22 protein-coding genes are annotated in these 25,466 nt (G+C 73.6%); 17 read left to right on the plus strand and 5 right to left on the minus strand.

What is annotated here, in order from left to right:
* The first annotated feature begins 159 nt into the window (after nt 1–159).
* The 3 genes from LCD35_RS19070 to LCD35_RS19080 all read left to right on the plus strand — a co-directional run bounded on the left by LCD35_RS19070 (nt 160) and on the right by LCD35_RS19080 (nt 4,367).
* Nucleotides 160–1,515: an LLM class flavin-dependent oxidoreductase gene (locus LCD35_RS19070; RefSeq protein ID WP_225044586.1), complete on the plus strand. Its 1,356-nt coding sequence runs from the start codon at nt 160–162 to the stop codon at nt 1,513–1,515.
* 64 nt (nt 1,516–1,579) lie between these two features.
* Entirely contained in the window at nt 1,580–2,812 is a 1,233-nt protein-coding gene (locus tag LCD35_RS19075) for an acyl-CoA dehydrogenase family protein (protein ID WP_225044587.1), read from the plus strand.
* A 295-nt stretch (nt 2,813–3,107) separates the two neighbouring features.
* Complete coding sequence (locus tag LCD35_RS19080) at nt 3,108–4,367, plus strand: ROK family transcriptional regulator (RefSeq protein WP_225044588.1); 1,260 nt, start codon at nt 3,108–3,110, stop codon at nt 4,365–4,367.
* On the opposite strand, the gene LCD35_RS19085 is transcribed toward LCD35_RS19080, so the two are convergent.
* On the minus strand, nt 4,318–5,091 hold the full coding sequence (locus tag LCD35_RS19085; protein WP_224955624.1) for an SDR family oxidoreductase: 774 nt from the start codon (nt 5,089–5,091) through the stop codon (nt 4,318–4,320). The two genes, LCD35_RS19080 and LCD35_RS19085, sit on opposite strands and share 50 nt — an antisense overlap.
* An 89-nt stretch (nt 5,092–5,180) precedes the next feature.
* Nucleotides 5,181–6,113, minus strand: coding sequence for an amidohydrolase family protein (locus LCD35_RS19090; RefSeq protein WP_224955623.1), 933 nt, complete (start codon nt 6,111–6,113; stop codon nt 5,181–5,183).
* A 49-nt stretch (nt 6,114–6,162) separates the two neighbouring features.
* On the opposite strand from LCD35_RS19090, the gene LCD35_RS19095 reads away from it, so the two are divergent.
* Together LCD35_RS19095 and LCD35_RS19100 are read left to right on the plus strand one after the other, a co-directional pair.
* On the plus strand, nt 6,163–6,678 hold the full coding sequence (locus tag LCD35_RS19095) for a MarR family winged helix-turn-helix transcriptional regulator (protein ID WP_304612896.1): 516 nt from the start codon (nt 6,163–6,165) through the stop codon (nt 6,676–6,678).
* A gap of 70 nt (nt 6,679–6,748) precedes the next feature.
* Nucleotides 6,749–8,032: an alpha-hydroxy-acid oxidizing protein gene (locus LCD35_RS19100; RefSeq protein ID WP_224955622.1), complete on the plus strand. Its 1,284-nt coding sequence runs from the start codon at nt 6,749–6,751 to the stop codon at nt 8,030–8,032.
* Between the two features lie 114 nt (nt 8,033–8,146).
* On the opposite strand, the gene LCD35_RS19105 is transcribed toward LCD35_RS19100, so the two are convergent.
* The gene (locus tag LCD35_RS19105; RefSeq protein WP_224955621.1) at nt 8,147–8,806 is read right to left on the minus strand and encodes a TetR/AcrR family transcriptional regulator; all 660 of its coding nucleotides are present in this window, start codon (nt 8,804–8,806) and stop codon (nt 8,147–8,149) included.
* A gap of 96 nt (nt 8,807–8,902) precedes the next feature.
* Here LCD35_RS19105 and LCD35_RS19110 point away from each other — a divergent pair, with 96 nt between their 5' ends.
* Nucleotides 8,903–9,811, plus strand: coding sequence for an SDR family oxidoreductase (locus LCD35_RS19110; RefSeq protein ID WP_225044589.1), 909 nt, complete (start codon nt 8,903–8,905; stop codon nt 9,809–9,811).
* Nucleotides 9,812–9,850: 39 nt separating this feature from the next.
* On the opposite strand, the gene LCD35_RS19115 is transcribed toward LCD35_RS19110, so the two are convergent.
* Nucleotides 9,851–11,398, minus strand: a complete 1,548-nt coding sequence (locus LCD35_RS19115) for a GMC family oxidoreductase (RefSeq protein ID WP_225044590.1) — start codon at nt 11,396–11,398, stop codon at nt 9,851–9,853.
* 320 nt (nt 11,399–11,718) lie between these two features.
* On the opposite strand from LCD35_RS19115, the gene LCD35_RS19120 reads away from it, so the two are divergent.
* The 8 genes from LCD35_RS19120 (at nt 11,719) to LCD35_RS19155 (ending at nt 18,906) form a co-directional block, all read left to right on the plus strand.
* Nucleotides 11,719–12,417 (plus strand): FadR/GntR family transcriptional regulator, encoded by a 699-nt coding sequence (locus LCD35_RS19120; protein WP_224955618.1) that lies wholly within the window; start codon nt 11,719–11,721, stop codon nt 12,415–12,417.
* Nucleotides 12,418–12,536: 119 nt separating this feature from the next.
* Nucleotides 12,537–13,403: an NAD(P)-dependent oxidoreductase gene (locus tag LCD35_RS19125; RefSeq protein WP_225044591.1), complete on the plus strand. Its 867-nt coding sequence runs from the start codon at nt 12,537–12,539 to the stop codon at nt 13,401–13,403.
* Nucleotides 13,404–13,468: 65 nt separating this feature from the next.
* Nucleotides 13,469–14,788, plus strand: a complete 1,320-nt coding sequence (locus LCD35_RS19130) for an MFS transporter (RefSeq protein WP_224955616.1) — start codon at nt 13,469–13,471, stop codon at nt 14,786–14,788.
* Nucleotides 14,785–15,666 carry a transketolase gene (locus tag LCD35_RS19135; RefSeq protein ID WP_224955615.1) on the plus strand — a complete coding sequence of 294 codons (882 nt, stop codon included), beginning with the start codon at nt 14,785–14,787 and terminating at the stop codon, nt 15,664–15,666. The genes LCD35_RS19130 and LCD35_RS19135 overlap by 4 nt, the downstream gene beginning before the upstream one ends.
* Nucleotides 15,663–16,655, plus strand: a complete 993-nt coding sequence (locus tag LCD35_RS19140; RefSeq protein ID WP_224955614.1) for a transketolase family protein — start codon at nt 15,663–15,665, stop codon at nt 16,653–16,655. The genes LCD35_RS19135 and LCD35_RS19140 overlap by 4 nt, the downstream gene beginning before the upstream one ends.
* Nucleotides 16,656–16,826: 171 nt before the next feature.
* Complete coding sequence (locus LCD35_RS19145) at nt 16,827–17,228, plus strand: DUF805 domain-containing protein (RefSeq protein ID WP_224955613.1); 402 nt, start codon at nt 16,827–16,829, stop codon at nt 17,226–17,228.
* An 89-nt stretch (nt 17,229–17,317) separates the two neighbouring features.
* Nucleotides 17,318–18,478, plus strand: coding sequence for an MFS transporter (locus tag LCD35_RS19150; RefSeq protein WP_224955612.1), 1,161 nt, complete (start codon nt 17,318–17,320; stop codon nt 18,476–18,478).
* A complete protein-coding gene (locus LCD35_RS19155) occupies nt 18,478–18,906 on the plus strand; it encodes a Dabb family protein (RefSeq protein ID WP_225044592.1) in 429 nt (142 codons plus the stop codon). Before LCD35_RS19150 ends, LCD35_RS19155 begins: the two co-directional genes overlap by 1 nt.
* Here the strand turns inward: LCD35_RS19155 and LCD35_RS19160 are convergent.
* Entirely contained in the window at nt 18,896–21,490 is a 2,595-nt protein-coding gene (locus LCD35_RS19160; protein ID WP_225044593.1) for an AAA family ATPase, read from the minus strand. The genes LCD35_RS19155 and LCD35_RS19160 overlap by 11 nt on opposite strands.
* A 609-nt stretch (nt 21,491–22,099) precedes the next feature.
* Between LCD35_RS19160 and LCD35_RS19165 the strand changes: the two genes are divergently transcribed.
* From LCD35_RS19165 to LCD35_RS19175, 3 genes are read left to right on the plus strand one after another with little or no spacing between them, the layout of a single operon-like run.
* Nucleotides 22,100–22,369, plus strand: a complete 270-nt coding sequence (locus LCD35_RS19165) for a hypothetical protein (RefSeq protein ID WP_224955609.1) — start codon at nt 22,100–22,102, stop codon at nt 22,367–22,369.
* Nucleotides 22,362–23,003 (plus strand): DUF6879 family protein, encoded by a 642-nt coding sequence (locus tag LCD35_RS19170; RefSeq protein ID WP_225044594.1) that lies wholly within the window; start codon nt 22,362–22,364, stop codon nt 23,001–23,003. The genes LCD35_RS19165 and LCD35_RS19170 overlap by 8 nt, the downstream gene beginning before the upstream one ends.
* A gap of 22 nt (nt 23,004–23,025) precedes the next feature.
* Nucleotides 23,026–25,386, plus strand: coding sequence for a tetratricopeptide repeat protein (locus LCD35_RS19175; RefSeq protein ID WP_224966971.1), 2,361 nt, complete (start codon nt 23,026–23,028; stop codon nt 25,384–25,386).
* The last annotated feature ends 80 nt before the right edge of the window (nt 25,387–25,466 follow it).

The raw sequence follows: 25,466 nt of genomic DNA on the forward strand, positions 1-25,466 counted from the left end.
ATCGTCAGGTGGGCGTGCGGGGTCGCCGTCCTGACGTCAATCAAGATCAACTAAGGGGGTTTCGCGGGGGCGCCCCCCCCCCCGGCCCGGGGGGGGGGGGGGGGGGGGGGGGGGGGGGGGGGGGGGGGGGCGCCCCCCCCGCGCCGAGGAGGGAATCCGATGCCCCGCCCCTTGCAGTTCTCCGCGTTCGTCATGAACACGACCTCGCACATCACCCACGGCGCGTGGCGGTTGCCCGAGGCGCGGCAGACCGACTTCAACGACCTGGACCTGTGGGTGTCGCTCGCGCGGGAGCTGGAGCGGGGGAAGTTCGACTTCATCTTCTTCGCCGACGTGGTGGGTCTGTACGGCGACCACCGCTCGTCGTGGGAGAAGTACGTGGAGTCCGGGTTGCAGATCCCCAGCAACGACCCGTCGGTGATCGCCTCGGCGATCGCGCACGCCACCTCGGAGCTGGGGATCGCGATCACCAGTTCGGTGTTGCAGGAGCACCCGTTCAACTTCGCCCGCAAGATCTCCACGCTGGATCACGCCTCGCGCGGCCGGATCGCCTGGAACATCGTCACCAGCCTGTCGCCGAACGCGTGGCGCAACTTCGGCTACGCCGACATCACCCCGCACGAGGAGCGGTACGCGTGGGCCGACGAGTACGTGGACGTGGTGTACAAGCTGTGGGAGGGCTCCTGGGACGACGGGGCGCTGCCGCAGGACAAGGCGTCCGGGGTGCACGGCGACTTCAGCCGGATTCACAAGATCCACCACGAGGGTGCCCGGTACCGCGTCGAAGGACCGCACCTGGTGGCGCCGTCGCCGCAGCGCACCCCGCTGCTGTTCCAGGCGGGCTCGTCCCCCACCGGCCGCCGGTTCGCGGCCCGCAACGCGGAGGCCCAGTTCATCCAGTCGCCCAGCCCGGCGGATGCGAAGGCGCTGGTGGACGACACCCGGCGGCTCGTGGCCGAAGCCGGCCGCCGGCCGGGTGACCTGCGGTTCTTCCAGGGCCTGTCGTTCGTCATCGGCAGCACCGAGGCCGAGGCGCGGCTGCGCGCCGACGAGCTGGACGAGTACCTCGACGACGACGCGATCATCGCGCACGCGGCGGGCGGCATCGGCGTGGACCTCGGGCACTACGACCTGGACACCCCGATCGGCGACATCGAGTCGGAGGGGTCCCGCAGCCACCTGCTGTGGTTGCGGGAGGCCGTGCCGGACCGGGAGCCGACGGTCCGCGACCTCGCGCGGCTGCGCACCCGGAACAGCCGCGTCGTCGGCACCCCCGAGCAGATCGCCGACCGGCTCGACGAGTGGCGGGCCGCCGGGGTCGACGGCATCAACGTCATGAACTACACGATCCCCGGCAGCTACCTGGAGTTCATCGAGCACGTCACGCCGGTGCTGCGGGACCGCGGGCTGGCGCAACGGGAGTACGCCCCCGGCACCACCCGCCGCAAGATCACCGGTGCCGACCTGCTCGACGAGCACCACCCGGCCGCCGCCTACCGGGGCGCGTTCTCCTGACCGCCCGCACGCACCGCATTCCCCGCCGCAGCGCGGCAGACCCTTCGAACGGTGAGGAGCCGAAGTGACCGCCGAAACCACGATCGCCGCGCCCGCGGACCCGGTGCTGCCGGGTTCCCCCGAACTCGCCGCGCTGATCGCCGAGATCGCCGCCGGGGCCGAGGAGCGCGCGGCCAAGGACCGCAACGCGCACGAGCAGATCGACTGGATCCGCCGGGCGCGCCTCGGCGCGATCACCCTGCCCGCGTCCGAAGGCGGCCCCGGTGCCTCGGTGCGGCAGCTGCTGTCGGTGGTGATCGACCTGGCCGAGGCCGATCCGAACGTGGCGCACGCGCTGCGAGCGCACTTCTGGCAGGTCAACGAGCTGCTGCGCGCGCTGCCTCCCGGCCCGCGCAGGCAGCACTGGCTCGACGAGGTCCGCGCCGGGAAGCTGTTCGGCAACGCCAACAGCGAACGCGGCGGGCAGGCGGCCGGGGCGTTCTCCTTCGCCACCGGGCTCACCCGCACCGGGGACGGATTCCGGCTCAACGGCGAGAAGTTCTACTCCACCGGCACCCTGTTCGCCGACCACATAGGGGTGTCCGCGCAGCTCGACGAGAACTCGGTCGCGGCCGTGCTGGTCCCGGTGGGCCGCGAGGGGGTGACCGTCCTGGACGACTGGGACGGCATCGGGCAGACCCGCACCGGCACCGGCACCGGCACCACCGTCTTCGACGACGTGCGCATCGAGGAGCACGAGGTGATCGACGTGCGGGTCACCGACGGTTCGCCGCGGCCGACGAGCGATGTGGCGCAGCTGCAGCTGTACCTGCAGGCGATCATCGCGGGCGTCCTGCGCAGCGTGGCCACCGACGCCGCCGCGCTGATCCGCGGCCGTTCCCGCTCGTTCCAGCACGCGCCGACCGCCTCGCCCGCCGACGACCCGATCCTGCACGCCGAGGTCGGCCGGATCAGCAGCGCCGCCTACGTCGCCGAGGCCGCGGTGCTCGCCGCCGCCGACGAGATCGACGCCGCCTACCGCAGCGAACGGCTCGGCTCGCCCGACCCGGCGCTGTTCGCGGCGGCCTCGCTGGCCGCGTCCAAGGTGAAGGTGCACGTGGACGCCATCGCGCTGCGCGCGGCGACCGACCTGTTCGAGGTCGGCGGCGCGTCGGCGGCGAGCCGCTCGCGGAACCTGGACCGGCACTGGCGCAACATCCGCACCCTCACGCTGCACAACCCGACCGCCTACAAGGCGGCCGTGGTCGGCGACGTGACCGTCAACGCCACCCCGCTCCCCGTCAACGGCTACTTCTGATCCCACCAGGTGAACGGCCCACCGGCCCCGCCACGCTGGGCGGATGGGCCGTTCGCCCCTGCCGCGGTTCTCACCTGGCGGAACGGAGTCGTGCCGGTGCGGTAGTTTTCGCCCGTGCCCGGCAACCCGACCGCTCCGCCTGAGGTCACCTACGTGACCGTCGCGCTCGCCTGCCGCCTGCCGCTGGTGCGGGTGCTGTGTCGCGGTTCGTCCCCGCTCCGCTGACGAATCCGCCGACCGCACGGCGCCACCGGGCCGTTCGCCCGGGTGCCGTCCTCCCGTTCCCGAGGACCCCATGCCCGCAGCACTGCACGCGCTCCCCCCTGCCCGCGACACCGGTCCGACCGTCATCGCCCCCGGGCTGCGGATCGTGGACGCGCCCGCGGCCGCGGTGCTGCGGGTCGCGCGGCGCGAGGGGCCGGTGTTCCGCGACGTCGCCGCCACCCGCACCGGGCTCAGCGCGCCCACGGTGAACCGGCACGTCGCCGCGCTGATCGAAGCCGGGTTGCTGCGGGAGCGCACCGACCTCGCCCCGGCCGGAGCGGTCGGGCGGCCGCGCCTGCCGTTCGAGCTGCGCCGCGAACCGCACCTCACCGCGGGAGTCCACATCGGATTCCGCACCACCACGATCACCGCGCACGACCTGCACGGGCGGGTGCTCGGCGGGATCCGGGCGCACACCGGCGGCGGGGACGCCGGCGAGGTGCTGCGCGCGATCGGCTCGCGGGTGCACCGGTTCCTCGCACGCTGGCCCGGCCGGACCCCGCTGTGGGCCGGGGTCGCCCTCGGCGGCCGGGTCGACGACCTGGGCCGCGTCGACCACCCGCTGCTGGGCTGGCGGGCCGCCCCGGTCGGCGAGCTGATCGGCGAGCAGCTGGGCCTGCCGGTCTCGGTGGCGCCGCACGTGGAATCGATGGCCGCGGCCGAGCTGTCGTTCGGCCCGGCTGACGACCCGCACGGCAGCACGCTGTACTGCTACGCCCGCGAGATGATCGGGGTGGCGCTGACCATCGGCGGAGCCGTGCACAACCCCAGCACCGGCCCCGGCGGGCTCGGCCACCTGCCGTCCGGTCCGACCGAGCTGCTGGACCCGCGCGGCACCGGCAGGCTGTCCGACGCGGTGAGCGACACGGCGCTGGTCGCGGCGGCAGGCGCGCACGGGCTGGAGGTGCGCAGCACCGCCGCTCTCGCCGAGCTGGCCGCGGGCGGGGACCCGCTCGCGACGTCCCTGCTGCGGGAACGCGCCCGGGTGCTGGGTCGCGCCCTCGGGCACATCGCGGACGTGGTCAACCCCGATCGGATCGTGCTCGGCGGCCAGGCGTTCACCGAGCACCGGGCGGCGCTGCGCGACGTGGCGGGCGCGGTGGCGGAGCACTCCGCGGTGCCGCGCGACCTGCGGCTCACCGCCGCCGGGGACGGCATCCAGCAGCAGGCGGCGGCCGCGGTGTCGCTGGACGTGCTCTACGCGGACCCGCTCGGCGCGCTGCGCCACCACGCCCGCGCGACTAGTGGGCGCGGATCAGGCCGCCGTCGCAGCGCAGCTGCGCACCGGTGATGTAGGAGGCCGGGGCGCTCGCGAGGAACACCACGGCGGCCGCGTACTCCTCGGGCGTGCCGAACCGGCCTGCCGGGATGTCGGCGCGGGAGGCGTCGCGGACCGCGTCCGGGGCGACCCCGCGGTGCGCGGCCATCGCCTCGTTGATCGAGGTCAGCCGCTCGGTCTCGATCCGGCCGGGCAGCACCAGGTTGACGGTGACGCCGTCGGCGGCGACCTCGGTCGCCAGCGTCTTCAGGTATCCGGCGAGGGCGGCACGGCCCACGTTGGAGGCGGCGAGCCCGTTGATGGGCTGCTGCACGCCGCTGGAGCCGATGGCGACGATCCGGCCCCAGCCGCGCTCCCGCATACCCGGCAGGACCTGCTCGACCAGCCGGACGTGCGGGGTGAGCAACCGGTGCACGGCCTGCTCGGCGTCCTCGGCGGTCATCTCGGCGGCGGTGCCGGGGGCGGGACCGCCGCCGTTGAGCACCAGCACGTCGACCGGCCCGAACGCCCCGGTGGCGGCGTCGACGAGGCTGCGCGGCCCGTCCGGGTCGAGCAGGTCCACGCCGACGCCGACCGCCGACGGGAGCTCCGCCGCCAGTTCCGCGGCGAGCTCGGCCCGCCGCCCGCCGAACGCGACGTGCGCGCCCTCGCCCGCGAGCCCGCGCACGACGGCCGCGCCCAGCCCGGAGGTCGCGCCCGGCACCACCGCGACTCGCCCGCTCAACCCGAGATCCATGCGTCCTCCTCGATTCCCGCCCGCTCCGACCAGGTGAGCGGCCCGTCCGCCCACTGTGACCGGTCGAACGGGCCGCTCCCCCGCGGGGGTCAGGCGTGCTGCGGGAGCAGGCGGGCGGCGTTCCCGCGGTCCACGGCGGCGTGGTCGATCACCGGTGACGCGTCGAGTCGTTCGGTCATGACCGTGGCGATGTCGGCGGGCGCGTAGGGGAAATCGCTGCCGAACAGGATGCGCTCGGGGTCGGCGAACGCGGTCAGCCCGGGCAGCGCGTACGGCGAGGCGGACAGCGCGGTGTCGAAGTAGCAGCGGCGCAGGTCGGCGATCAGGTCCGCGGTGCTCCGCTCGCCCCCGGCCATCTCCAGGCAGGCCGCGATGCGCTCCACCGCGTAGGGCAGGAAGCCGCCCGCGTGCGACAGGATGACCTTCAGATCGGGGTGGCGGTGCAGCGTGCCGCTCGCGGCGAGCTTCGCCGCGGCGCGGGTGGTGTCGAGCAGGAAGTCCGCGGCGAACGGCGGGATTCCGGGCACCGGATCGGCCGGCAGCGCCGAGGGGTGCACGAACACGACGGCGCCGCGCCTGCCGAGTTCGGCCAGCAGCGGTTCGAACGCCTCGTCCCCGAGGTAGGTGCCGCCGCTGTTGGCCAGCAGCACGACCCCGTCGGCGCCCAGTTCGTCGAGCGCGTGCTCGGCTTCGGCCAGCGCCCCGTCCACGTCGGGCAGCGTGAGCGTCGCCCAGAACCCGAACCGGCCGGGGTGGTCGCGGACGAGCTCGGCGCAGTGCTCGTTGAGGGCGCGCGCCAGGTCGCGCCCTTCCTGCCCGGGCCACGGTTCGACGCCGGGGGTGGTGACGGACAGGATCGCGGTGCTGATCCCGTTGCGGTCCATCAGGTCCAGCGAGGCCTGCGGGCTCCAGTCCGGCAGGTGCCTGCCGCCCGCCGCGTCGGAGCCGACGCGCTGCAGGGCTTCCCGGTAGACGGGCGGCACGACGTGGTGGTGGACGTCGATGCGTTGTGCCGTGGACATGACCGCCTCCTATTACTTAGCTTGCTAACCAACGGCTACGCTAGCACCCATGAGCGGACCCGCCCAGGAACCGGACTCCAGCCCCGACGAACCCGGCCCCGACGAACCGGGCCTCAACGATCCCGGGGTCGACGAGCTGGCGCAGGCCGCCGACGCGCTGTTCCTCGCGATGCGCCGGGCCAGGGCCGCGCACGCGGCGGGCGTCGAAGGGCTGTCGCTGGCCCAGCTGGCCCTGGTGCTGCCGCTGGCGACCGGCGCCGAACTCCCGGTGAGCGACCTGGCCGCGGCGGCGGGCGTCACCCTGCCCACCGCGACCCGGATGCTGAACCAGCTGGAGGGCAAGCGGCTGGTGGCGCGGCGGCGCAGCCCCGAGGACGAGCGCCGCGTGCTGATCAGCCTGACCGAGCGCGGCACCACGGCCTTGCACCGCCTGCGCGAGCAGCGCCGCCGCGAGCAGGCCCGCGGCTACGCCGCGTTCACCCCCGAGGAGCGGCTGCACCTGGCCGCCCAGCTGGAACGCCTCACCGAGATCATCAACTCCGGCTACCGGGAGCAGCTCGACTGATCCGCTGTGGACCCGGGCCCGGCCGGACGGCGATGATCGGGCCCACCGGCGACCTCGGGGAGGAACCACCGTGTCCGAAGAGACCGCGCAGGCCGGGTTCGGCCGCGACCGCCAGTCCGCGATCTACGGTGCGGGCGTGTCGGGCCGCAGGCCGCGGGTGCCCACCGACCACCGGGAGCTGGAGCGGCGCGCGCGACGCGCCTGCTCGCCGCGCGCCTGGGCGTACGTGGCGGGCGGTGCGGGCGCAGAGGCGACGATGCGGGCCAACCGAGCGGCGTTCGACCGCCGGTCGATCGTGCCGCGGACGCTGCGCGACGTGTCCCGGCGGGACCTGGGCGTCGAGCTGTTCGGCCGCCGCATCCCGGCCCCGGTGCTGTTCGCGCCCGTGGGCGCCGTCGAACTCGTCCACCCCGAAGCGGACCTGGCCGTGGCGCGGGCCGCCGCCGAGCTCGGGTTGCCGTACGTGTTCTCCAACCAGGCCTGCGTGCCGATGGAGGACTGCGCGGCCACGATGGGCGACGCGCCGCGCTGGTTCCAGCTGTACTGGAGCACCGACGAGGAACTCGTGGACAGCCTGCTCGCCCGCGCCGAGCGCAGCGGCGCGGAGGCCGTGGTGGTCACGCTCGACACGACCATGCTGGGCTGGCGCCCGCGGGACCTGGACCTGGGTTCGCTGCCGTTCGCGCGCGGCGAGGGCATCGCGCAGTACACCTCGGATCCGCGCTTCCGGGAGATGGTGCGGGAACGGGTGGCGCGCGGCTCCGGCGGCGAGGACGTGCGGATCACGTTCGCCGCGGTGCGGGCGCTGCTGTCGATGAGCCGCCGGTTCCCCGGTCCGCTGCTGCGGAACCTGCGCTCCCCGGAGCCGCGGGAGGCGGTGCGCACCTTCCTGGACACCTACTCGCGGCCGTCGTTGACCTGGGCCGACCTGGCCTCGCTGCGGGAGCGCACGAAGCTGCCGATCGTGCTCAAGGGCGTGCTGCACCCGGACGACGCCCGCCGGGCGGTGGACGCCGGGGTGGACGGCGTCGTCGTGTCGAACCACGGCGGGCGCCAGGTCGACGGATCGGTGGCCGCGCTGGACGCGCTGGCGGAGATCGCTCCGGTCGTCGGCGCGGAGCTGACCGTGCTGTTCGACAGCGGGATCCGCTCCGGCGGCGACGTGGTCAAGGCGCTCGCGCTGGGCGCGGACGCGGTCTGCGTCGGCCGCCCCTACGTGCACGGGCTGGGGCTGGCGGGGGCGGCGGGAGACCCGGACGCGGTCGCCGACGTCGTCGCCGAACTGGACCTCACCCTGGGCCTCACCGGCCACGCCTCCCCCGCCGAGCTGACCCCGAACGTCCTCCGCGGCTGATCTGCCTCTGAGCGGGGAATGGCGACAGCCGGTTCCACGCGAGCACGTCCATGCGGCGGACCAGCGCGAAAGCGGGCACGAACGTGAGGTCGTCGAGCGGCCGCCGGAATGCCCCTACCGGCGCGCGAGGAGGCCGGAAGCGGTCACCGCCGTGGTGCGGCGGACCAGGTCGGTGAAGTCCAGGCGCATCGCGGCCAGCGAGGGGTCCGAGTCGTAGACGGCCACCATCTCCGGGGACGGGCGGCTGCACTGCCATGCGGTCATGGCCGTCAGCAGAGCGGTCTCGGCCAGCGCCCCGGCATCGGCGTCGGTCAATTCGGGGAGGTGCCGCCGGACGAGCCCGACCAGTGCGCGGAGCGACTGCTGGGCCCTGCGCTTGTGCCGGATGCCGACGTCGGTGGAGATGTTCTGCTCCAGCACCGCACCCTGCGCGCTGAACAGGTCGCACAGCACCGGGCGCTTCGCCATCGAGGTGGCCCAGAGGTCGGCCAGGTGGTCCCCGCGCTCTCGCGGCGTGCCCTGGTCGCGGTGCGGCACCTGCTCCAGTTCGGCGATCCAGTCCGCGATCTCCACGTCGAGCAGATCGAGCAGGACCGCCTCGCGCGATTCGAAGTACCGCAGCACGTTCGCCTTGGCCAGGCCGACCCGGCGGCTCAGCTCGTTCAGGCTCAGCCTGGCGACCGGCATCTCCGCGAGCATCGCGGCCGCGGTGTCGAGGATCTGCCGCCGCCGCTGGGTTCGCTGTTCATCGGTGCGGGCGCGCTGGAAGCTCACGCGCACATGTTACATACCGCCGGTACGTTGATAAGATACCACCGGTCCTTTATGCTGAGGTCGACGAAAGACCAGCGGCGCGCGAAGGAGTTCGGGATGTACCAAGTTCCTGACCAGCAGGGGAAGCTCGCCGTGGTGACCGGCGCCAACAGCGGCACGGGCGAGGAGGCCGCCGCGCGCCTCGCAGGTGCCGGAGCAGAGGTCATCCTCGCGGTGCGCACCCCGGCCAAAGGCGAACAGGCGAAGACCGAGATCCGCGCCGCACACCCCGGCGCCCGCGTGCAGGTCCGCCGCCTCGACCTGGCGGACCTGTCCTCGGTGCAGGACTTCGCGGAAAGCCTCGTGGCAGCAGGAAGGCCGCTGGACCTGCTGCTCAACAACGCCGGAGTGATGAACGTGCCCCAGCGCACCGTGACCGCCGATGGCTTCGAACTTCAGCTGGGCAGCAACTTCCTCGGGCCGTTCGCCCTCACCAACCGGCTGCTGCCCGCGCTGCTCGCAGCCCCCGCACCACGGGTGGTCACGATGAGCAGCGGCACCGCCAACCGGGCGCGCATCGACTTCGCCGATCTGCAGTCCACCCGCGCTTACAGCCCGACCCGCGCCTACGCGCAGTCCAAGCTGGCCGACATGCTGCTGATGGTGCACCTGGCCGAGCTCGCAGCCAGGCGCGGTTGGTCCTTGCTGTCGACCGGCGCGCACCCCGGCTACACCCGCACCAACCTGACGACCTCCGGGCCCACCCTCAACGGCGGCAGGCCCGGTCTGCTGGAATCGATCCTGTACAAGATCGTGCCCTCGCAGGGCCCAGCACAGGGCACGGAACCCCTGTTGTTCGCGGCGACGAGTCGCGCCGCCACCGCGGGCGGCTACTACGGCCCGCGATGGGGCTTGGTCGGCCCGGCCAAGCAGGTCGCACTTCCGCGATCGGGGCGGGACGCGGCCCTCGCGGCACGCCTGTGGGCTGAGGCCGAACGCCTCACCGGAGTGACCGTCCCCGCCTGAGGGCCGCGATCGACCGGCGACCGCCGCTCACCGCCGAGCTCATGCGGCGCCGCCTTCGGTCCGCAAGGATTCGGCGATCTTCTCGCCGACGAGGACGGCGGTCAGGTGCGGGTTGGCGCGCGGCAGCCACGGGAACACGCTCGCGTCGGCGACCCGCAGTCCGTCGACGCCGAGCATCCGCCCGTGCGGGTCGACGACGGTGTCCGGCCGGTCCGGGTCGCCCATCCGGCAGGTGCCCGCGGCGTGCGCGGTGTCGGAGACGTTGGCGAGCGCGAAATCGGCGAACTCCCGGTCGTCCATGTCGGTCGCGGGATCGACCATGCCCGCGCCGAGCCCCATCGCCGCGCTGATCTTCCGCAGTTCCGGTTGCGCCGCGAAGGCGCGCAGCTCGTCCACCACCACGCGCAGCCGCCGCAGGTCCCGCTCATCGGAGAGCAGATCGAACGCCACGTCCGGGTCCGCGGCCGGGTCGGTGCCGGTGATGCGGACCCGCCCGGTCGAGTGCACCCGGTTGTTCCAGCCGAGGACGCCCGCGACGGGGACGCCGATGCCGAGCGCGCCGGGCGCCGCGAGCATCCCGTCGTTGATCTCGTCGCCGACGCCGGTGGTGAACCGCAGGCACAGCTGCCCGCGTTCGGGCAGGCCGCCGTAGTCCGGTGGTTCGTGCAGCGCGAGCGCCAGCAGGATCGCCGGGTGGTCCTGCAACCCGTCTCCCACCGGCAGGTCGGCGACCGGCCGGATGCCGAGCTCGCGCAGCTCCGCGGCGGGCCCGATGCCGGAGCGCTGCAGGATCGCCGGGGTGTGCACGGCACCGGCGGCGAGCACGGTCTCGGCGGCGCGGTACTCCACCGGCTCACCACCGATGATCGCCCGCACCCCGATGGCGCGGTTCCCGGCGAACCGGATGCGGTCGACGAGCGCGCCGCCGATGACGTGCAGCTCGGCCCGGTCCCGGTTCGGTTCGAGGTAGCCGTCGTTGGTGGACACGCGCCGGTCGCCGATCGCGTTGAACGCGTACGGCGACACCCCGGTCGAGCCGGGTGCGTTGTGGTCCGGCGCCCACGGGTGGCCGCGCCGCTCCGCGATCCGGTCCAGGGCGGCTTCGACGGTGGCGAAGTCCTCCCGCCGCGGCCGGCGCACCGGGATGGGGCCGCCGGAGCCGTGGTAGGGCCGGTCGGCGAAGTCGTGGTCGTCCTCCAGCCGGTTCAGCAGCGGCAGCACGTCCTGGTATCCCCAGCCGGCGCACCCCTGCGCGGCCCAGCCGTCGAGGTCCTCGACGGTCGGCCGGATCGCGAACAGCCCGTTGACCGCGGAGCTGCCACCGACGCCCCGGCCCCGCACGTAGCGCGCGGGCCCTTGCGCGGCGGACCGGGACGCGCGCAGCTCGGGGAACGTGTGGGTGGCCGCCAGCTGCTCCACCAGCTTGATCTTGCCGGGTTCGACGCCGCGGATCTCGGGTGGCGTGTCGGCGGAGCGGTAGTCGGGGCCCGCTTCGAGGAGCAGCACGCGCCGTCCGTCGTCCTCGGCGAGCCTCGCGGCCACCGCCGCCCCCGCGGACCCTGCTCCGATGATGATCGCGTCGTACATCGCCCCTCCTCCGCCGACGCCCGCGCGGACGCCGGTTCTCGATCTCCCCGGTGGCAGGAGAAACCATGCCGCCACGGCACGCGCAACGGACTGTGCGCCAGCTCACCGATTTCAGCTTCCGCCGCAGGTGAACGGCGCACCGGAACGCGGCATCCGGACGAACGGGACATCGGCCGGCCGCGGCAGGCCTGGGCGGCGGGACTCGGCCGCCGCGACCGGGAAGCGCGTCGGCCGCCGCGGAAAGGTCGGACCAAATCGTTGACAGGTCTCCTGGTCACGCTTAACGTACCCGGCATTGGTCCTACCAAAGGAGGTGTCCAGTGGGTGTCGATCTCTCGTTCCTGGTGCGCAGCCTGGCCGAGCAGGCCACTCCCGAACCGGGCACGGACCTGCTCCGGCTGCCGACCGAGCGGGAGCTGGTCTCGTCGCTGGACATCAGCCGGGGCGCGCTGCGCGAGCAGCTGTCGATGCTGGAGATGCTGGGTTTCCTGACCCGCACCCAGGGCCGCGGCTCCTACCTCGGCGTCCCGGACGCCGGTTTCATCCAGCTGTACTTCGACCTGTCGAACGAACTCGGCCAGCTCGGCGGCGGCCAGTTCCGCTCCGCCCGCGAGATGCTGGAGATCAGCATGTCCGAGGCGGCGGCGCGGCTGGCGACCGCCGACGACGTCGAGGTGCTGCGCGACCTGGTCGACGAGATGGTGCGCGCGAGCGCGGCGGGCGAGGACGACCGCGCGCTGGAGGCGGACCTGGACTTCCACCGCCGCCTGTTCACCATCGTCGACAACCCCATCTTCACCTTGCTGCACGACGGGCTGAGCCACGTGCTGCGCGACGAGGTGGTGGACCGCCGCCGGGTCGCCGTCGCACGCGCTCCCCTGGCGCCGGGCGAAGAACGGGTCATCGACACCGTCCACTACGGAATCGTCGACGCCGTCGAGAACCGCGACGGCGAAGCGGCGCGGGCCGCGATGCGCCACCACTTCGAGGTCTGGTCCTCGCTGACCGGCGAGAGCTGACCGCACCAGCCACCCCTGGGCCGGAGCCGATCACCCGGCACGCCCACCCAGCACCGCACCCGAGGTCCGGGTGCCGGTGCGCGCTGCCCGATCCCGGGCCCGAGCAGGAGGTTTGTCAGATGAGTGAACCCGATGTCGTGTTCGTCGGTATCGGGGCCATCGGCCGGCACATGGCGAGCAGGCTGGTCGCCGCCGGCCGCGCGACGACCGCCGTCGACCCGGGCCCGTCCGCGCGGGAATGGGCCGCGGAGCGGGGGATTCCGGCGGTCACGTCGATCGCGGCGGCACCGCGCGCCGAGTTCGTCGTCGTGATGGTCGCGACGCCGGACCAGCTGACCGCCCTCGTCGACGAAGCGTTGCGCCGCAACGACCTCGACGGGCAGCGCTGGATCGTGATGAGCACCGTCGGCCCGGATTCGGTGCGGGAGCAGGGATCCCGGCTCGCCGCGGCCGGCGCGCTGGTGCTCGACGTGCCGGTGACCGGCGGCGTGGCGCGGGCGCGCACCGGTGAGCTGACGCTGTTCGCGGCCGGGAACCCGGCGACCGTCGCCGCCGCCCGCCCGGTGCTGGAGCGCTTCGGCGCGGTCCGCGAGGTCGGCGAGCGCATCGGCGATGGGCAGGCGATCAAGGTGGTGAACCAGCACCTGTGCTCGGTGCACATCGTCGCCGCCGCCGAAGCTCTGTCGCTGGCCGGAGAACTCGGCCTGGACCGCGAGCAGGTGCTGTCCCTGGTCGAGTCCGGCGCGGCCGGGTCGTGGATGCTCTCCGACCGCGGTCCGCGCATGCTGCGGGGCACCGACGTGGAGGTGACCAGCACCATCGGCATCTTCGTCAAGGACAGCAACCTCGTCGCCGACGCCGCCCGCCAGGCCGGGGCGGACACGCCGCTGCTGGACCTGGCCCGGGAGCGCTACGAGCGCGCCGCCGACGCCGGACTGGGTGCGCGCGACGACTCGCGGGTGATCGAGACCTACCCCGCGCCCTGACCCGTTCTTCCCCGCACCACGCGGAAATCCCTGCGTCCCCTGCGGTCGCTGCAAAGGAGCAGACCATGTCCGCTGCGCCCACCACCGGACCACCGCGCGACAACCCGGCGAAGGTGTCGGTCGCGTCGATGATCGGTACCGCGGTCGAGAGCTACGACTTCTTCATCTACGGGACCGCGTCGGCGGCCTACTTCGGGTCGGTGTTCTTCCACACCGGCAACGAACTCATCGGCGTGCTGGCCTCGTTCGCCACGCTCGCCGTCGGCTTCTTCTTCCGCCCGCTGGGCGGCTACCTCGCCGGGCACTACGGGGACCGGCTGGGCCGCAAGACGGTGCTCATGTGGTCGCTGGCGATCATGGGTCTGGGCACGGTGCTGATCGGCGTGCTGCCGACGTTCGCCGAGGTCGGAGCGCTGGCACCGGTGCTGCTGATCCTGCTGCGGATCGTGCAGGGCATCGGGTTCGGCGCCGAGTGGGGTGGCGCGGTGCTCATGTCCGTGGAGCACGCGCCCGAACGCAGGCGCGGGTTCTTCGGCGCGGTGCCGCAGATCGGCATCCCAGCGGGCCTGCTGCTGGCGAACGGCGCGTTCCTCGCCTCGGAGGCCCTGTTCGACGGCGACTGGGTGTGGCGGGTGCCGTTCCTGGTGTCGATCGTGATGGTCGGCGCGGGCATGTTCATCCGGATGAAGATCTCCGAGTCCCCCGACTTCACAGCCATGAAGGACGGCGGCGAGATCCACGCGACCCCGGCGCTGGAGGTGCTGCGCCGCGACTGGCGGGTGATCCTCAAGATCGTGGCGCTGCGGCTCGCGGAGACCGGCGGCTACTACATCACCACCAGCTTCATGCTCTCGTACGTGGTGCTGGCCGGGCTGGCGGACAAGCAGCACGTGCTGGTCGGCACCATCGTCGGTTCGGCGCTGGGCCTGCTCAGCCACCTGCTGTTCGGCGCGCTCTCGGACCGGATCGGGCGCAAACCCGTGTTCCTGCTCGGATCGGTGTTCACCATCGCCTTCGGCATCCCGATGTTCCTGCTGGTGAACACGGGCGCGGGCATCGCCGTGGTGGTGGCGGTGTCGCTGGGGCTGCTGCTGAGCCACGACCCGATCTTCGCGGTGGAATCGTCCTGGTTCTCCGAGCAGTTCCCGCGGGACGTGCGCTCGTCCGGGATCTCGCTGGGCTACAACGGCGCCTCGATGGTCGCGGGCCTGCTGCCGTTCCTGGCGACCGCGCTGTACGGCGTCGCCGGTTGGCTCGGCGCGGCGCTGCTGTTCGTGCTGCTGGGTGTCGTCTCCACCGCCGCGGCCGCGTTCACCGCGGAAACCGCTCCCGCGAAGCTGCCGGACACCGATCCGGCCCCCGGAAAGGAAGTGAGGACCGCATGACCGCACCGAGCGAGTCGCGCGCGGAAGGTCTCGCCGCGCGCGCGGATCGGGTGCGCCACGCCGCGCACCGGATGCGCCACCACATGCTGAACATGGGCGAAGTGCAGGGCCAGGGCTACGTGGGGCAGGCGCTGGGCGTCGCCGACGTGCTCGCGGTGTCCTACGTGGACCAGCTGCGGCTGCGCCCGGCCGACCCGCACTGGGCGCAGCGGGACCGGTTCCTGCTGTCCACCGGCCACTACGCGATCGCGCTGTACGCGGCGCTGGCGGAGGCCGGGGTCGTTCCGGTGGCGGAGCTGGAGACCTACGGCTCGGACGGGTCGCGGCTGCCGATGTCCGGCATGGCCTCCTACACCCCGGGCATGGAGATCTCCGGTGGGTCCCTCGGCCATGGCCTGACGGTAGCGGTGGGCATGGCGCTGGGGCTGCGGCTGCGCGGCGAATCCCCGCGGGTGTTCAACTTCCTCTCCGACGGGGAGCTCGACGAGGGCTCCACCTGGGAGGCCGCGATGGGTGCGAAGCACCACCGGCTGGGGAACCTGACCGCGATCGTCGACATGAACGCGCTGCAGGCCGACGGGAAGACCGAATCGGTGCTCAGCATCGAACCGGCCGAGGAGAAGTGGGCGGCCTGCGGCTGGTTCACCCAGCGCGTCGACGGCAACGACGTCGAAGCACTCCTGGCGGCGTTCGACGCGGCCACCGAGCAGGCCGGGCCGGAGGGCGCCCCCTCGGTGATCCTCTGCGACACGAAGATCGGCCGGGGCGTCCCACTGCTGGAATCCCGCGAGAAGGCCCACTTCATGCGGATCGACGAGCACGAGTGGCAGCTGTGCCGCGACCAGCTCACCGCCGGTTTCGAAGGAGCGAGCGCATGAGCACCCCCACCACGAAGCGCCTCACCACCTCGGCGATGATCGCCTCGTTCGCCGACCCCGGGCAGCGGACCGCGCCCGCCCCGTTCGGGCACGCGCTCGCCGCGCTCGCCGAGCAGGACCAGCGGATCGTCGGCCTCACCGCCGACCTCGGCAAGTACACCGACATGCACGTGTTCGCCGAAGCCCACCCGGACCGGTTCTTCCAGATGGGCATGGCCGAGCAGCTGCTGTTCGGCGCCGCGGCCGGCATGGCGGAGGTCGGCCTGGTGCCGTTCGCCTCCACCTACAGCGTGTTCGCGGCGCGGCGGGCGTACGACTTCCTGTGCCTGGACATCGCCGAACCGAACCTGAACGTCAACATCATCGGCGGCCTGCCCGGGCTCACCACGGGGTACGGCCCGAGCCACCAGGCGACCGAGGACGTCGCGATCTTCCGGGGCATGCCGAACCTGACCATCGTCGACCCGTGCGACTCGGTGGACATCGAGCAGGCGGTGCCGCAGCTCGCGGCCTCGGACGGACCCACGTACCTGCGGCTGCTGCGCGGGAAGGTACCGACGGTGCTCGACGAGTACGACTACGAGTTCCGGCTCGGCAAGGCATCGGTGCTGCGCGGCGGCAACGACGTCGTGTTCGTCTCCAGCGGGCTGATGACGATGCGCGCGTTGCAGGCCGCGCAGGACCTCGCCGAGCACGGCGTGGACGTGTCGGTCGTGCACAGCCCCACCATCAAGCCGTTCGACTCGGAGACCGTGCTCGCCGAGCTCGGCGGCGGCAGGCTCGTGGTCACCCTGGAGAACCACACCGTCGTCGGCGGCCTCTTCGAGACCCTCGCCGCGGAACTGGCCAAGGGCGGCGTGCAGCAGCGCGTCGTCCCCATCGCCCTCCCCGACGAATTCCTCGACGCGGGAGCCCTCCCCACCCTCCACGAACGCTACGGCCTCGCCCGCACCACCATCGTCGACAAGGTCCTCACCGAACTCGGGTGAGGCCCAGCCCGCTGAGATTCCGAGCGCCCGGCCGGTGCGGTCCGGCCGGGCGTCGGCTGGGAGGCGTGAGCGAGCCGGGCCGGGTGAACCGCCTCCGCGTGCCTCCGTTCGGGTGCGGATCTTCGATTTCGCCTCGGGGGGCAGGTTTCCGGCTGAACACTTCGTCGGGTGATGGCAGCTGATCCGGGCGACGCCGAGCCCGCACCGCGACCCCCGCAGCCGCGGGTCACCTTCGCGGCGGCCGTCCGCGGCGCCTTCCGGAAGTCCTTCCAGGCGAGGGGACGCGCCGCGCGCAGCGAGTTCTGGCTGTTCGCCCTCTTCTACGGGGCCATGACCGGCACGCCCCTGATCCTCCTGGGCGCGGCACCGGACCTGCTCTGGCAGGGGATCCTCGCCTACGCCGTCATCGCGTACGCGGGGTTGATCCCGTTCATCGCCGCCGGCATCCGGCGGCTGCACGACACGGGCCGCAGCGGTCTCTGGTGCCTGCTCCTGCCCACCTGCCTCTTCTTCGTCGTGCTGATCCTCTGGACCGAGCCGAGCCAACCGCACGCGAACCAGCACGGCCCCTGATCGCGCGAACCACCTAGCCGTCCGCGGCGTTCGACCTAGGTGATTTTCGCCGACGCGTTCCGCCCGGACCCGATGCCAGGGTCGACGTCGTGAGTGGAACGACGCTTCAGGGAACGCCGACGCGGGCGGCGCGGGCGACGGTGCTGGGCGCCGCCGGGTTGACGATCATGTCGGCGGCGCTGATCGCGCCGAGCCTGCCCGCGATGACCGGCGAGTTCGCGGGCGCCGACGTGCTGGTACGGCTGGCGTTGACGATCACGTCGCTGGCGATCGCGATCAGCGCGCCGATCTCCGGTGCGGTCGCCGACCGGCTCGGCCGCCGTCCGCTGCTGGTCGGCGCGCTGGCGCTGTACGCGGTGGCGGGCACGGCGGGCTACTTCGCGACCGGCCTGGGGCCGCTGCTGGTGACGCGGGTCCTGCTCGGGGTCGCCGTCGGCGGGCTCATGACCGCGATCAGCGCGTTGATCACCGACTGGTTCGACGGGCGGCGCCGCGCCGCGTTCCTCGGGATGCAGCAGGCGGCCGCGAGCCTCGGCGGTGTCGTCTTCCTGCCGCTTGCCGGGGTGCTGGCGGCGGTGCACTGGCGGCTGCCGTTCTGGCTCTACGCCGCCGGTGCCCTGGTGCTGCCGTTCGCGCTGCGGACGATCAGGGGGACTCCGCGCACCGCGGACCCGCCCGCCGCCGGTCGGGCGCGGAACAGCGGACGCATCGGCAGGATCTACCTGCTGGCGCTGGTGGCGACGCTCGTGTTCTACATGGCGCCGACGCAGCTGCCGTTCCTGCTGGCCGGTTTCCACCTCGGCCCTGCGGTCACCGGTGCCGTCGTCGCGTGCAGCACGCTGACCGGCGCGGTCGGGGCACTGGCCTTCCCGGTGTTGCGCGGCAGGCTCGCCCCGCGCGTGCTGACGGCGGGCAGCGTCGTCCTGCTCGGGCTGGGCTGGGTGGTGATCGGCACCGCCGGTTCCGCCGGGCCGGTCGTGCTCGGGCTGCTCGTCGGCGGCGTCGGCGTCGGGCTCGTGGTCCCCGACCTGAACCTGCGGCTCGCCGAGCTGGCGGCGCCCGCCAGGCGCGGGCGAGTGCTCAGCGGACTGGTCACCGGCATCTTCCTCGGTCAGTTCCTGTCGCCGCTGGCCGCGCAACCGCTCATCGAGGTGGCCGGGATCTCCGGCGCCTTCACCTGGACCGGCGCGGCGTTGGCCGCGGCCGGGTGCACCGCGACGGCGCTGCACCGGAACGAGAGGACATCCTGATGATCTACCACGGAAACCGGTTCACCTTCCGGGCCGACGCGGACCCGGAACGCGTCGAGGAGGCCCTGGAGAGCCTGCGCGAGCAGGGCCGGGCCATCCCGGCGGTGCGGTCCTTCGTCGTCGGCCCGGACCACGGTGGCGACTACGACTACGGCGCCGTCTTCGTGCTGGCCGATCTGGACGGCTACCAGGAGTACCTGGTGCACCCGGCACACCTCGCCACCGACCGCGTCGGGTTGCCGCTGGTGGACAGGTTCGCCTCGTTCGACATCACCGACGACCCGGACCTCGGGCTCGCCGAGAGGATCGCGGAGCTGCACCGGCGGCGGTACGACGGCATGCCGGACATCGCCGCGCTCGTCTCCGGCCTCGGCGAGTACCGCGGCAGCGCCGCCCCCGGCCCGCACGGCGAGCGGGTCAGGGAGTGACGCCGGGGAGGTCGCGGAGCTGCCGGCGCGAGGTGACGCCGAGCTTGCGGAAGATGTTGCGCAGGTGGGCGTCGACCGTTCGCGGGCTCAGGAACAGCCGTTCCGCGACCTCCTTCGACGTCGCACCCGTCGCCACCTGCCGCGCGATGTGCCGTTCCTGGAGGGTGAGTTCCGCGGCGGCGGACGCGGGGCGGCTGGTCACCCGTCCGCCGGCCGCGCGCAGCTCATCGGCGGCGCGGTCGGCAAAGGCGGTCATCCCGAGGTCGGCGAGTTCCCGGTGCGCGGCGCGCAGGGTCTCCCGGGCGTCGAGCCCGCGGTTCCGCCTGCGCAGCCATTCCCCGTACAGCAGCCGGGTCCGCGCCCGGTGCGGGGCCGCCGGGGAACCGTCGAGGTGGTCGAGGGCTTCCCGGTAGTCGTCCTCGTCCCCGCTGATCAGCGCGCGGGCGCAGGCGGCCACGCCGAGGCCCCACGCCGAGCCACCGGCCCGGGTGCGTTCGGCGAGCGAGTCGGCGGCGGCTTCGGCGGCGGCCCGCGCACCGCAGCGGGAGGCGGCCTCGACCAGTTCGGGCAGCGCGATCCCGGCGAGGAACAGGTCGCCGGGCGCCGTCGCCTCCTCGGCTGCGGCCAGCGCCGCCCGGTAGTCGCCGCGGCCGTTGTGCAGCAGCGCGGTGGCCCAGTGCAGGTTGGCGGCGAGCTGCCCGCCGCCGTCCCCCTCGGCGCCCAGCCGCGCCAGTTCCGCGTGTTCCCCGCGCATCGCGGCCAGGTGCAGGCGCGGATAGCGCAGCGGCGGTTCCCCCGCGGCGTCGGCGATGGCCTCTTCCTCGGCGATTGCCGACGCGGCGGTGGCGAAGTCACCGGCGAGCACGGCACCGGACGCGGTCTGGGCGAGGCCGAGCCGCACCACCATCGGCGAGCCGGAGGCGCGGCCCGCCCGCACGATCCGGCCGGTGACGTCGGCGTGCGCGTCCAGGTCCCACAGCTCGGCCACGATCATGGCGGCCAACGCGGGGCGGGCGGCGATCGCGGCGTCGTCGGCGACGGCGGCGCGCAGCAGCGGGCCCGCCGCCCGGTGGCCGCGGGTCTCCAGCGCCACCAGCGCGTCGAGGACGTCCGGCGGCCCCGGTGCGGGTGCGGCGGCGGCCAGCACCGCGTCGAGCACCCCGGACGCCCGGCCGACGACCAGCGCCATCTCCAGCGCGTCCAGGTGGTGCTCCCGGGACACCGCCGGGTCCACTTCGGACATGCGCTGGGCGGCGCGGAGCATGAACGCCGGGCCATCGTCGCCGCCCGCGGCGAACGCGATCCGGCCGCGCAGCAGGTCGGCTTCGGCACGCCGCCGCTCGTCGAGGCCGCCGGTGTCCGCGGTCGCGAGCAGCTCGGCCGCCGCCTCGACGCCGCCCGCCGTGAGCCGCGCCCGCACGGCCGCGAACGCGCGGTCGGTGCGGCGCACCGGGTCCAGCGACAGCGCCGCAGCGCGTTCGAGGACGGTGGCGGCCGCCGCAACACCACCGCGCGCGCCGGCGCGGGCCGCGGCCGACTCCAGCTCCGCGGCCACGTCCTCGTCGGGGCCGGTGCCGGACCGGCCGCGGTGCCAGGCGCGGCGGTCCGGGTCGGCGACCGGGTCGGTGACGGCGGCGAGCGACCGGTGCGCGGCGTGGCGCTGCTCCGCGTCGGCGGCGCGGAGGACCGCGGACCGGGCCAGCGGATGGCAGAACCGGACCCGGGTGCCGAACTCGGCCAGTCCGGAGGCTTCCGCCGCCGCGGCCGCCGCGCCGTCGATGCCGAGCCGGCGAGCCGCGGCCCACACCGGCACCGGATCCCCGGCCGGTTCGGCGGCGGCGACGACCAGCAGCGCCCGGGCGGTCGCGGGCAGCTGCGCGAACCTGGCGCGGAAGGAGCGTTCGATCCGGTGCGGCACGGACGAGGTCACCGGCGGATCGCCGTCCTCCCCCGGCAACTCCAGCAGTGCCAACGGGTTCCCGCGCGCCTCGGCGAGGATGCGGTCCCGCACCTGCTCGTCGAGCGTGGCGCGCACCAGCAGGCGCGCCTGCGCCTCGGGCAGGCCGCCGAGCACCAGTCCGGGGAGTTCGTCGAACCCGTCCCGCGCCGCGAACACCATCACCACCGGTTCTTCGGCGATGCGCCGCGCGACGAACGACAGCACCTTCGCCGAGGCGTGGTCCAGCCAGTGGGCGTCGTCGATCGCGCACAGCACCGGCCGTCCCCGCGCGGCCTCGCCGATCAGCTCCAGCACCGCCAGCCCGACCCGGAACACGTCCGGCGCGCCCGCCGAGCCGAACGCGTCGCGCAGGGCCGCGGGCACCTCGGCGGCCCGGCCGAGCAGCGGCAGGCACAGCTGGTGCAGCCCGGCGAACGGCAACTCCGCTTCGGGCTCGACCCCGGAGGCCTCGACGACCCGGAATCCGTCCGCCCGGCGAACCCGGTCGAGCAGCGCGCTCTTGCCGATGCCCGGCTCCCCGCGCAGCACCAGCGCGCCACCGCGCCCCTCCGCCGCGGCGCGGGTCAGCTGCTCCAGCCGGCGAAGTTCCTCGTCCCGCCCGACGAGCGGCGGCACCGTGCGCATGCCGCGAGATTACCGGCGCGGCGGGCGGCGAGGCACGCGATCCCCGATCCCGAGGCGTCCGCCGCCCCCGCGGGGAGGGCCGGACCGGCCGCGGCATCGCTGCGCGCCGAAGTCCGGGCGAACGGCCCGTTCGTCCCATCAGCGGAGTTCGATGCTCCGATCACCCGGCCGGATTGCGCGGTACGGTGCCGGGCGATTCGAATTCGGCGTGTTCGGTCGAGGATGCGTAACGATCGCGCTCCGCGAGACGAACCCATCCGAGAAGAATGCTATCTTCGATGCACCATGAGTATTCCGAGCGGCTTATGCGGACGCCAGCGGGCACGAACGGCGGATGCACCGCTCTCGGATCGCGCACGTTTCGCGGAGGAATCCGCACGCGCGCACCATTGTTCCGCCCATCAGGCATTGATCAGCCCCATTCGAGTGATGCGAAGCAATGCTTCCCCCTCTTCCCATCGCCGCGTCCTTACACTGGAACTTCCCGAACGATCCACCTCGCACAACGGGAAGTTTCCAACGATCGGTGAATATCGGAAAACTTCCCCGAACAAGGCTGCTCCCCGCGGCCTTGTCCCGCCCGGTACGCGATCAGCGGAGGGGATGACCATGCCACGACCTTGGGAAGCGGACGCTTCGGCGGCCTTTCGAAGACGACTCGGCAAATCCGCCCTGGAACTCGGCCACACCGACGACGAACCGACCTGCCCCGACATCTGGGAACTGGACAACGGCGACGTCGCCGTGATCGGCCGCGACCTCACCGACTCCTACGCGGGCTCGCTGCCGGACGGGGTGAACGTCGGATTCGACGAACGTCTCGTCGTCATCCCCGGATCGATGCTCAGGTCCGCGAAAGGGGACATCCCCGATGACTGACGCGACCTCGATCAACGAATCCCCCATTTCGATCACCGGGGACGAGCTGGCGCTCGACGACTACCTCGTCGATTTCCGCGACCGGTTCTGGAACCGCAGCAACACCGGGGCGTGGAAGTTCGAACGCAGGCAGGTCTTCCGGCAACCGGAAAGCGCCAGTTGGAAAGCGTTCGACGACGGGGATTGGGATCGGTCGCTGCGACTGCTCGAAGAACGGCGGCCGAAGCTGGTGGACTACTTCGACCGGGTCGAAGCGCACGGGTTCTCCGTGCGCCGCGTCCGGGTGGTCGAGGAACCGCTGAGCCCCTACCTGATCTGGGAGTTGAACTCGTTGCTGATCCGGCACGAGTCCGGCGCGTCGATCAGCGTGGTCGACGCGGCGGCGCTGGCGGAGTGGGAACGCGACGGCCCGCTGCCGGAGATCTTCGTGCTCGGCCCGGACACCGTCTACGAGGTCCGCTACGACGCGGACGGCGTGGCGGTGGGCGCGGTGCGGTGCGTCGATCGGCCGACCGCGCAGCGCTGGACGACGTTCATCGAGTCCCTGCACCGCAACGGGGAACGCATCGACGCGTTCTTCGGCCGGGTCGTGCGGGGACTGCGCCCCGCGGGTCGCCGAGCGCCCTCGGCCTGACGTCGGAACCGGGGGTGGTGCCATGCCCGCACGGGGCGGCGACGAGTCCAGGAACGAGCTCTCCGGCGCGGCGCACGAGGTCGTCCAGGCCGGACTGGTCAGCGGCGGCATCCACTTCCACGGCCCGCGGCGCCCCGAGGACGGCGTGCCTCGGCAGCTGCCCGCCGACGCACCGGGATTCGTCAACCGGCGCGCCGAACTGGACCAACTGGACCTGCTGCTGCCCGACGGCGAGGCCGGTCGCACGACGGCGCCGTGCGTGGTGGTCGGCACCGCCGGAGTCGGCAAGACGTCGCTGGCGGTGCACTGGGCCCACCGGATGGCGCCGCGGTTCCCGGACGGGCAGCTGTACGTCAACCTGCACGGCTACGACCCGGGTCCGCTGGTCACGCCCGATCAGGCGCTGGAGCGCTTCCTGCGCGCGCTGAACGTGCCCGGGGCGCAGATCCCGGCCGACCTGGAATCGCGGGCCGCCCTGTTCCGCTCGCTGCTGGCCGGGCGCCGCATGCTGGTGGTGCTGGACAACGCGGCCACGGTCGGGCAGGTGCGGCCGTTGCTGCCGGGCAGCGGCGAATGCCTCACCTTGATCACCAGTCGCAGCAGGCTGTCCGGGCTGGTCGCGCGCGCCGGCGCGCGGCGGGTGACGCTCGGCGTGCTGCCCGAGCAGGAGGCGGTCCGGTTGCTGCGGAGCCTCGCCGCCGGGCATCGCGGGCCGGACGACGACGCGGAGCTCGACGAGCTGGCCCGGTTGTGCGCGCGGCTGCCGCTCGCGCTGCGGATCGCGGCGGAACGCGCGATCAGCAGGCCGACCGCGCCGCTGCACGACCTCATCGAGGAGTTGCGGGACGAGTCCGCGCTGTGGGACGCGTTGACCGCGGGCGATGACGACGATGCGGATGCGGTGCGCTCGGTGTTCGCCTGGTCGTACCGGGCGCTGTCGAAGGACGCGAGCCGCCTGTTCCGGCTGCTCGGCCTGCATCCCGGGCGCGAGTTCGGATCGGCCGCGGCGGCCGCGCTGGCCGACGTGCCGGTGAGCCGCGCGCGGCGGCTGCTGGACGACCTGGCCGGTGCGCACCTGCTGGAGCAGCCGCGGCCGGACCGGTACGAATTCCACGACCTGCTCCGCGCGTACGCCACGGACCAGGCCCGCACCGAGGAATCCGCCGAGACCGCTCGCGCCGCGCTGGACCGCGCGGTGCGCTGGTACGCGGGCTGCGCCGACCGGGCGGTGCGGGTGCTCGCCCCGGGGCATCGGCGCCCGCCGGCCGAGGAACCCGGCGTCGCGATCCCGGAGTTCACCTCGCCCGAGGACGCGTCGCAGTGGTTCGAGCGGGAGCGGGTGAACCTGGTCGCCGCCGTGCGGGCCGCCGAAGCCGCGGGCCTGCACGAGGCGGCGTGGCGGCTTCCCGCGCTGCTGCGCGGGATCTACGCGGGCCGCAACCAGTTCGACGACTGGTTCGCCACCAGCACCATCGGCCTCGGGGCGGCTCGCGCGTCCGGGGACCGGCACGCGGAAGCCGACATGCTGGAGAGCTTGGGCAAGGCGCACACCCAGTCCGCGCGGCGCGCCGAAGGGATCCGGTTCCAGCTGGCCGCGCTCGACCTGCGCCGGGAGCTCGGGGACCGGGCGGGCGAGCTGGCCTCCACCAACGCGGTGGGCATGGCGCACCTGCGCGGGCACGAGCTGGAGCAGGCGCTGCGCATGTTCGAGCGGACCCGGCGGCTCGCGACCGGCGCCGAGGACGAGTACTGGATCGCGGTGTCCACCAACGGCATCGCGAACGTCCACTTGGGACTCGAAGGGTTCGAGGAGGCCGCCGGGCTGCTCCGCGACGCGGTGCGCCGCTACACCCGGCTCGGCTCGCCCGGCGGCAGGGGCGACGCGCTGCGCGGGCTCAGCCACGCCCACCGGGGGCTCGGGCGCCCGGACGACGCGCTGGGCTTCGTCGAGGAGGCGCTGGCGATCGCCCACGAGCACGGGAACCGGGCGTGGCAGGCGTACTGGTCGCTCGAACTCGGGCGGGTGGAGGCCGATCTCGGCCTGCCGTCCGAAGCGCTGGTGACGTTGCAGCGGGCCGCCGCGCTGCAACGCAGGCTGGGCGACCACGCCAGGGAAGCCGAGGTGATCGACGCGACCGGCGCGGTCTACTCGGCGCTGGACCGCGCCGACGAGGCCGTCGGGTTCCACCGGCTGGCGGCGAACTCCTTCCGCGAGCTCGACGACCGCTGGCAGTGGGCGGTCGCCTTGGACCACCTCGCCACCGCGCTCGACCGCTGCGGGTCCGACGAAGCCGGAGACCGTCGTGCCGAGGCGGCGGACCTGCTGGCGGCGTTCTCCGACCCGGTGGCCCAGCGGATCCGCGCGCGTCTCCTCGAACCGTGAACCACCCGGCCCGCCCCGGCGGCGCGAATCCGGCCAGGTGGCCGGGCCGCTCGCGTGGGGAACCCGGTCGAGCGGGCCGG

Origin of the sequence: Saccharopolyspora sp. 6V (genome assembly GCF_020176785.1) — a bacterium.
Taxonomy (GTDB): Bacteria; Actinomycetota; Actinomycetes; order Mycobacteriales; family Pseudonocardiaceae; genus Saccharopolyspora_C; species Saccharopolyspora_C gregorii.

Coding starts and splice junctions, on each gene's coding strand:
- LCD35_RS19170 (WP_225044594.1), top strand. CDS start 22,362: ATGACTGACGCGACCTCGATCAACGAATCCCCCATTTCGATCACCGGG.
- LCD35_RS19085 (WP_224955624.1), bottom strand. CDS start 5,091: ATGGATCTCGGGTTGAGCGGGCGAGTCGCGGTGGTGCCGGGCGCGACC.
- LCD35_RS19175 (WP_224966971.1), top strand. CDS start 23,026: ATGCCCGCACGGGGCGGCGACGAGTCCAGGAACGAGCTCTCCGGCGCG.
- LCD35_RS19090 (WP_224955623.1), bottom strand. CDS start 6,113: ATGTCCACGGCACAACGCATCGACGTCCACCACCACGTCGTGCCGCCC.
- LCD35_RS19140 (WP_224955614.1), top strand. CDS start 15,663: ATGAGCACCCCCACCACGAAGCGCCTCACCACCTCGGCGATGATCGCC.
- LCD35_RS19080 (WP_225044588.1), top strand. CDS start 3,108: ATGCCCGCAGCACTGCACGCGCTCCCCCCTGCCCGCGACACCGGTCCG.
- LCD35_RS19115 (WP_225044590.1), bottom strand. CDS start 11,398: ATGTACGACGCGATCATCATCGGAGCAGGGTCCGCGGGGGCGGCGGTG.
- LCD35_RS19145 (WP_224955613.1), top strand. CDS start 16,827: ATGGCAGCTGATCCGGGCGACGCCGAGCCCGCACCGCGACCCCCGCAG.
- LCD35_RS19165 (WP_224955609.1), top strand. CDS start 22,100: ATGCCACGACCTTGGGAAGCGGACGCTTCGGCGGCCTTTCGAAGACGA.
- LCD35_RS19135 (WP_224955615.1), top strand. CDS start 14,785: ATGACCGCACCGAGCGAGTCGCGCGCGGAAGGTCTCGCCGCGCGCGCG.
- LCD35_RS19160 (WP_225044593.1), bottom strand. CDS start 21,490: ATGCGCACGGTGCCGCCGCTCGTCGGGCGGGACGAGGAACTTCGCCGG.
- LCD35_RS19095 (WP_304612896.1), top strand. CDS start 6,163: ATGAGCGGACCCGCCCAGGAACCGGACTCCAGCCCCGACGAACCCGGC.
- LCD35_RS19125 (WP_225044591.1), top strand. CDS start 12,537: ATGAGTGAACCCGATGTCGTGTTCGTCGGTATCGGGGCCATCGGCCGG.
- LCD35_RS19070 (WP_225044586.1), top strand. CDS start 160: ATGCCCCGCCCCTTGCAGTTCTCCGCGTTCGTCATGAACACGACCTCG.
- LCD35_RS19130 (WP_224955616.1), top strand. CDS start 13,469: ATGTCCGCTGCGCCCACCACCGGACCACCGCGCGACAACCCGGCGAAG.
- LCD35_RS19110 (WP_225044589.1), top strand. CDS start 8,903: ATGTACCAAGTTCCTGACCAGCAGGGGAAGCTCGCCGTGGTGACCGGC.
- LCD35_RS19155 (WP_225044592.1), top strand. CDS start 18,478: ATGATCTACCACGGAAACCGGTTCACCTTCCGGGCCGACGCGGACCCG.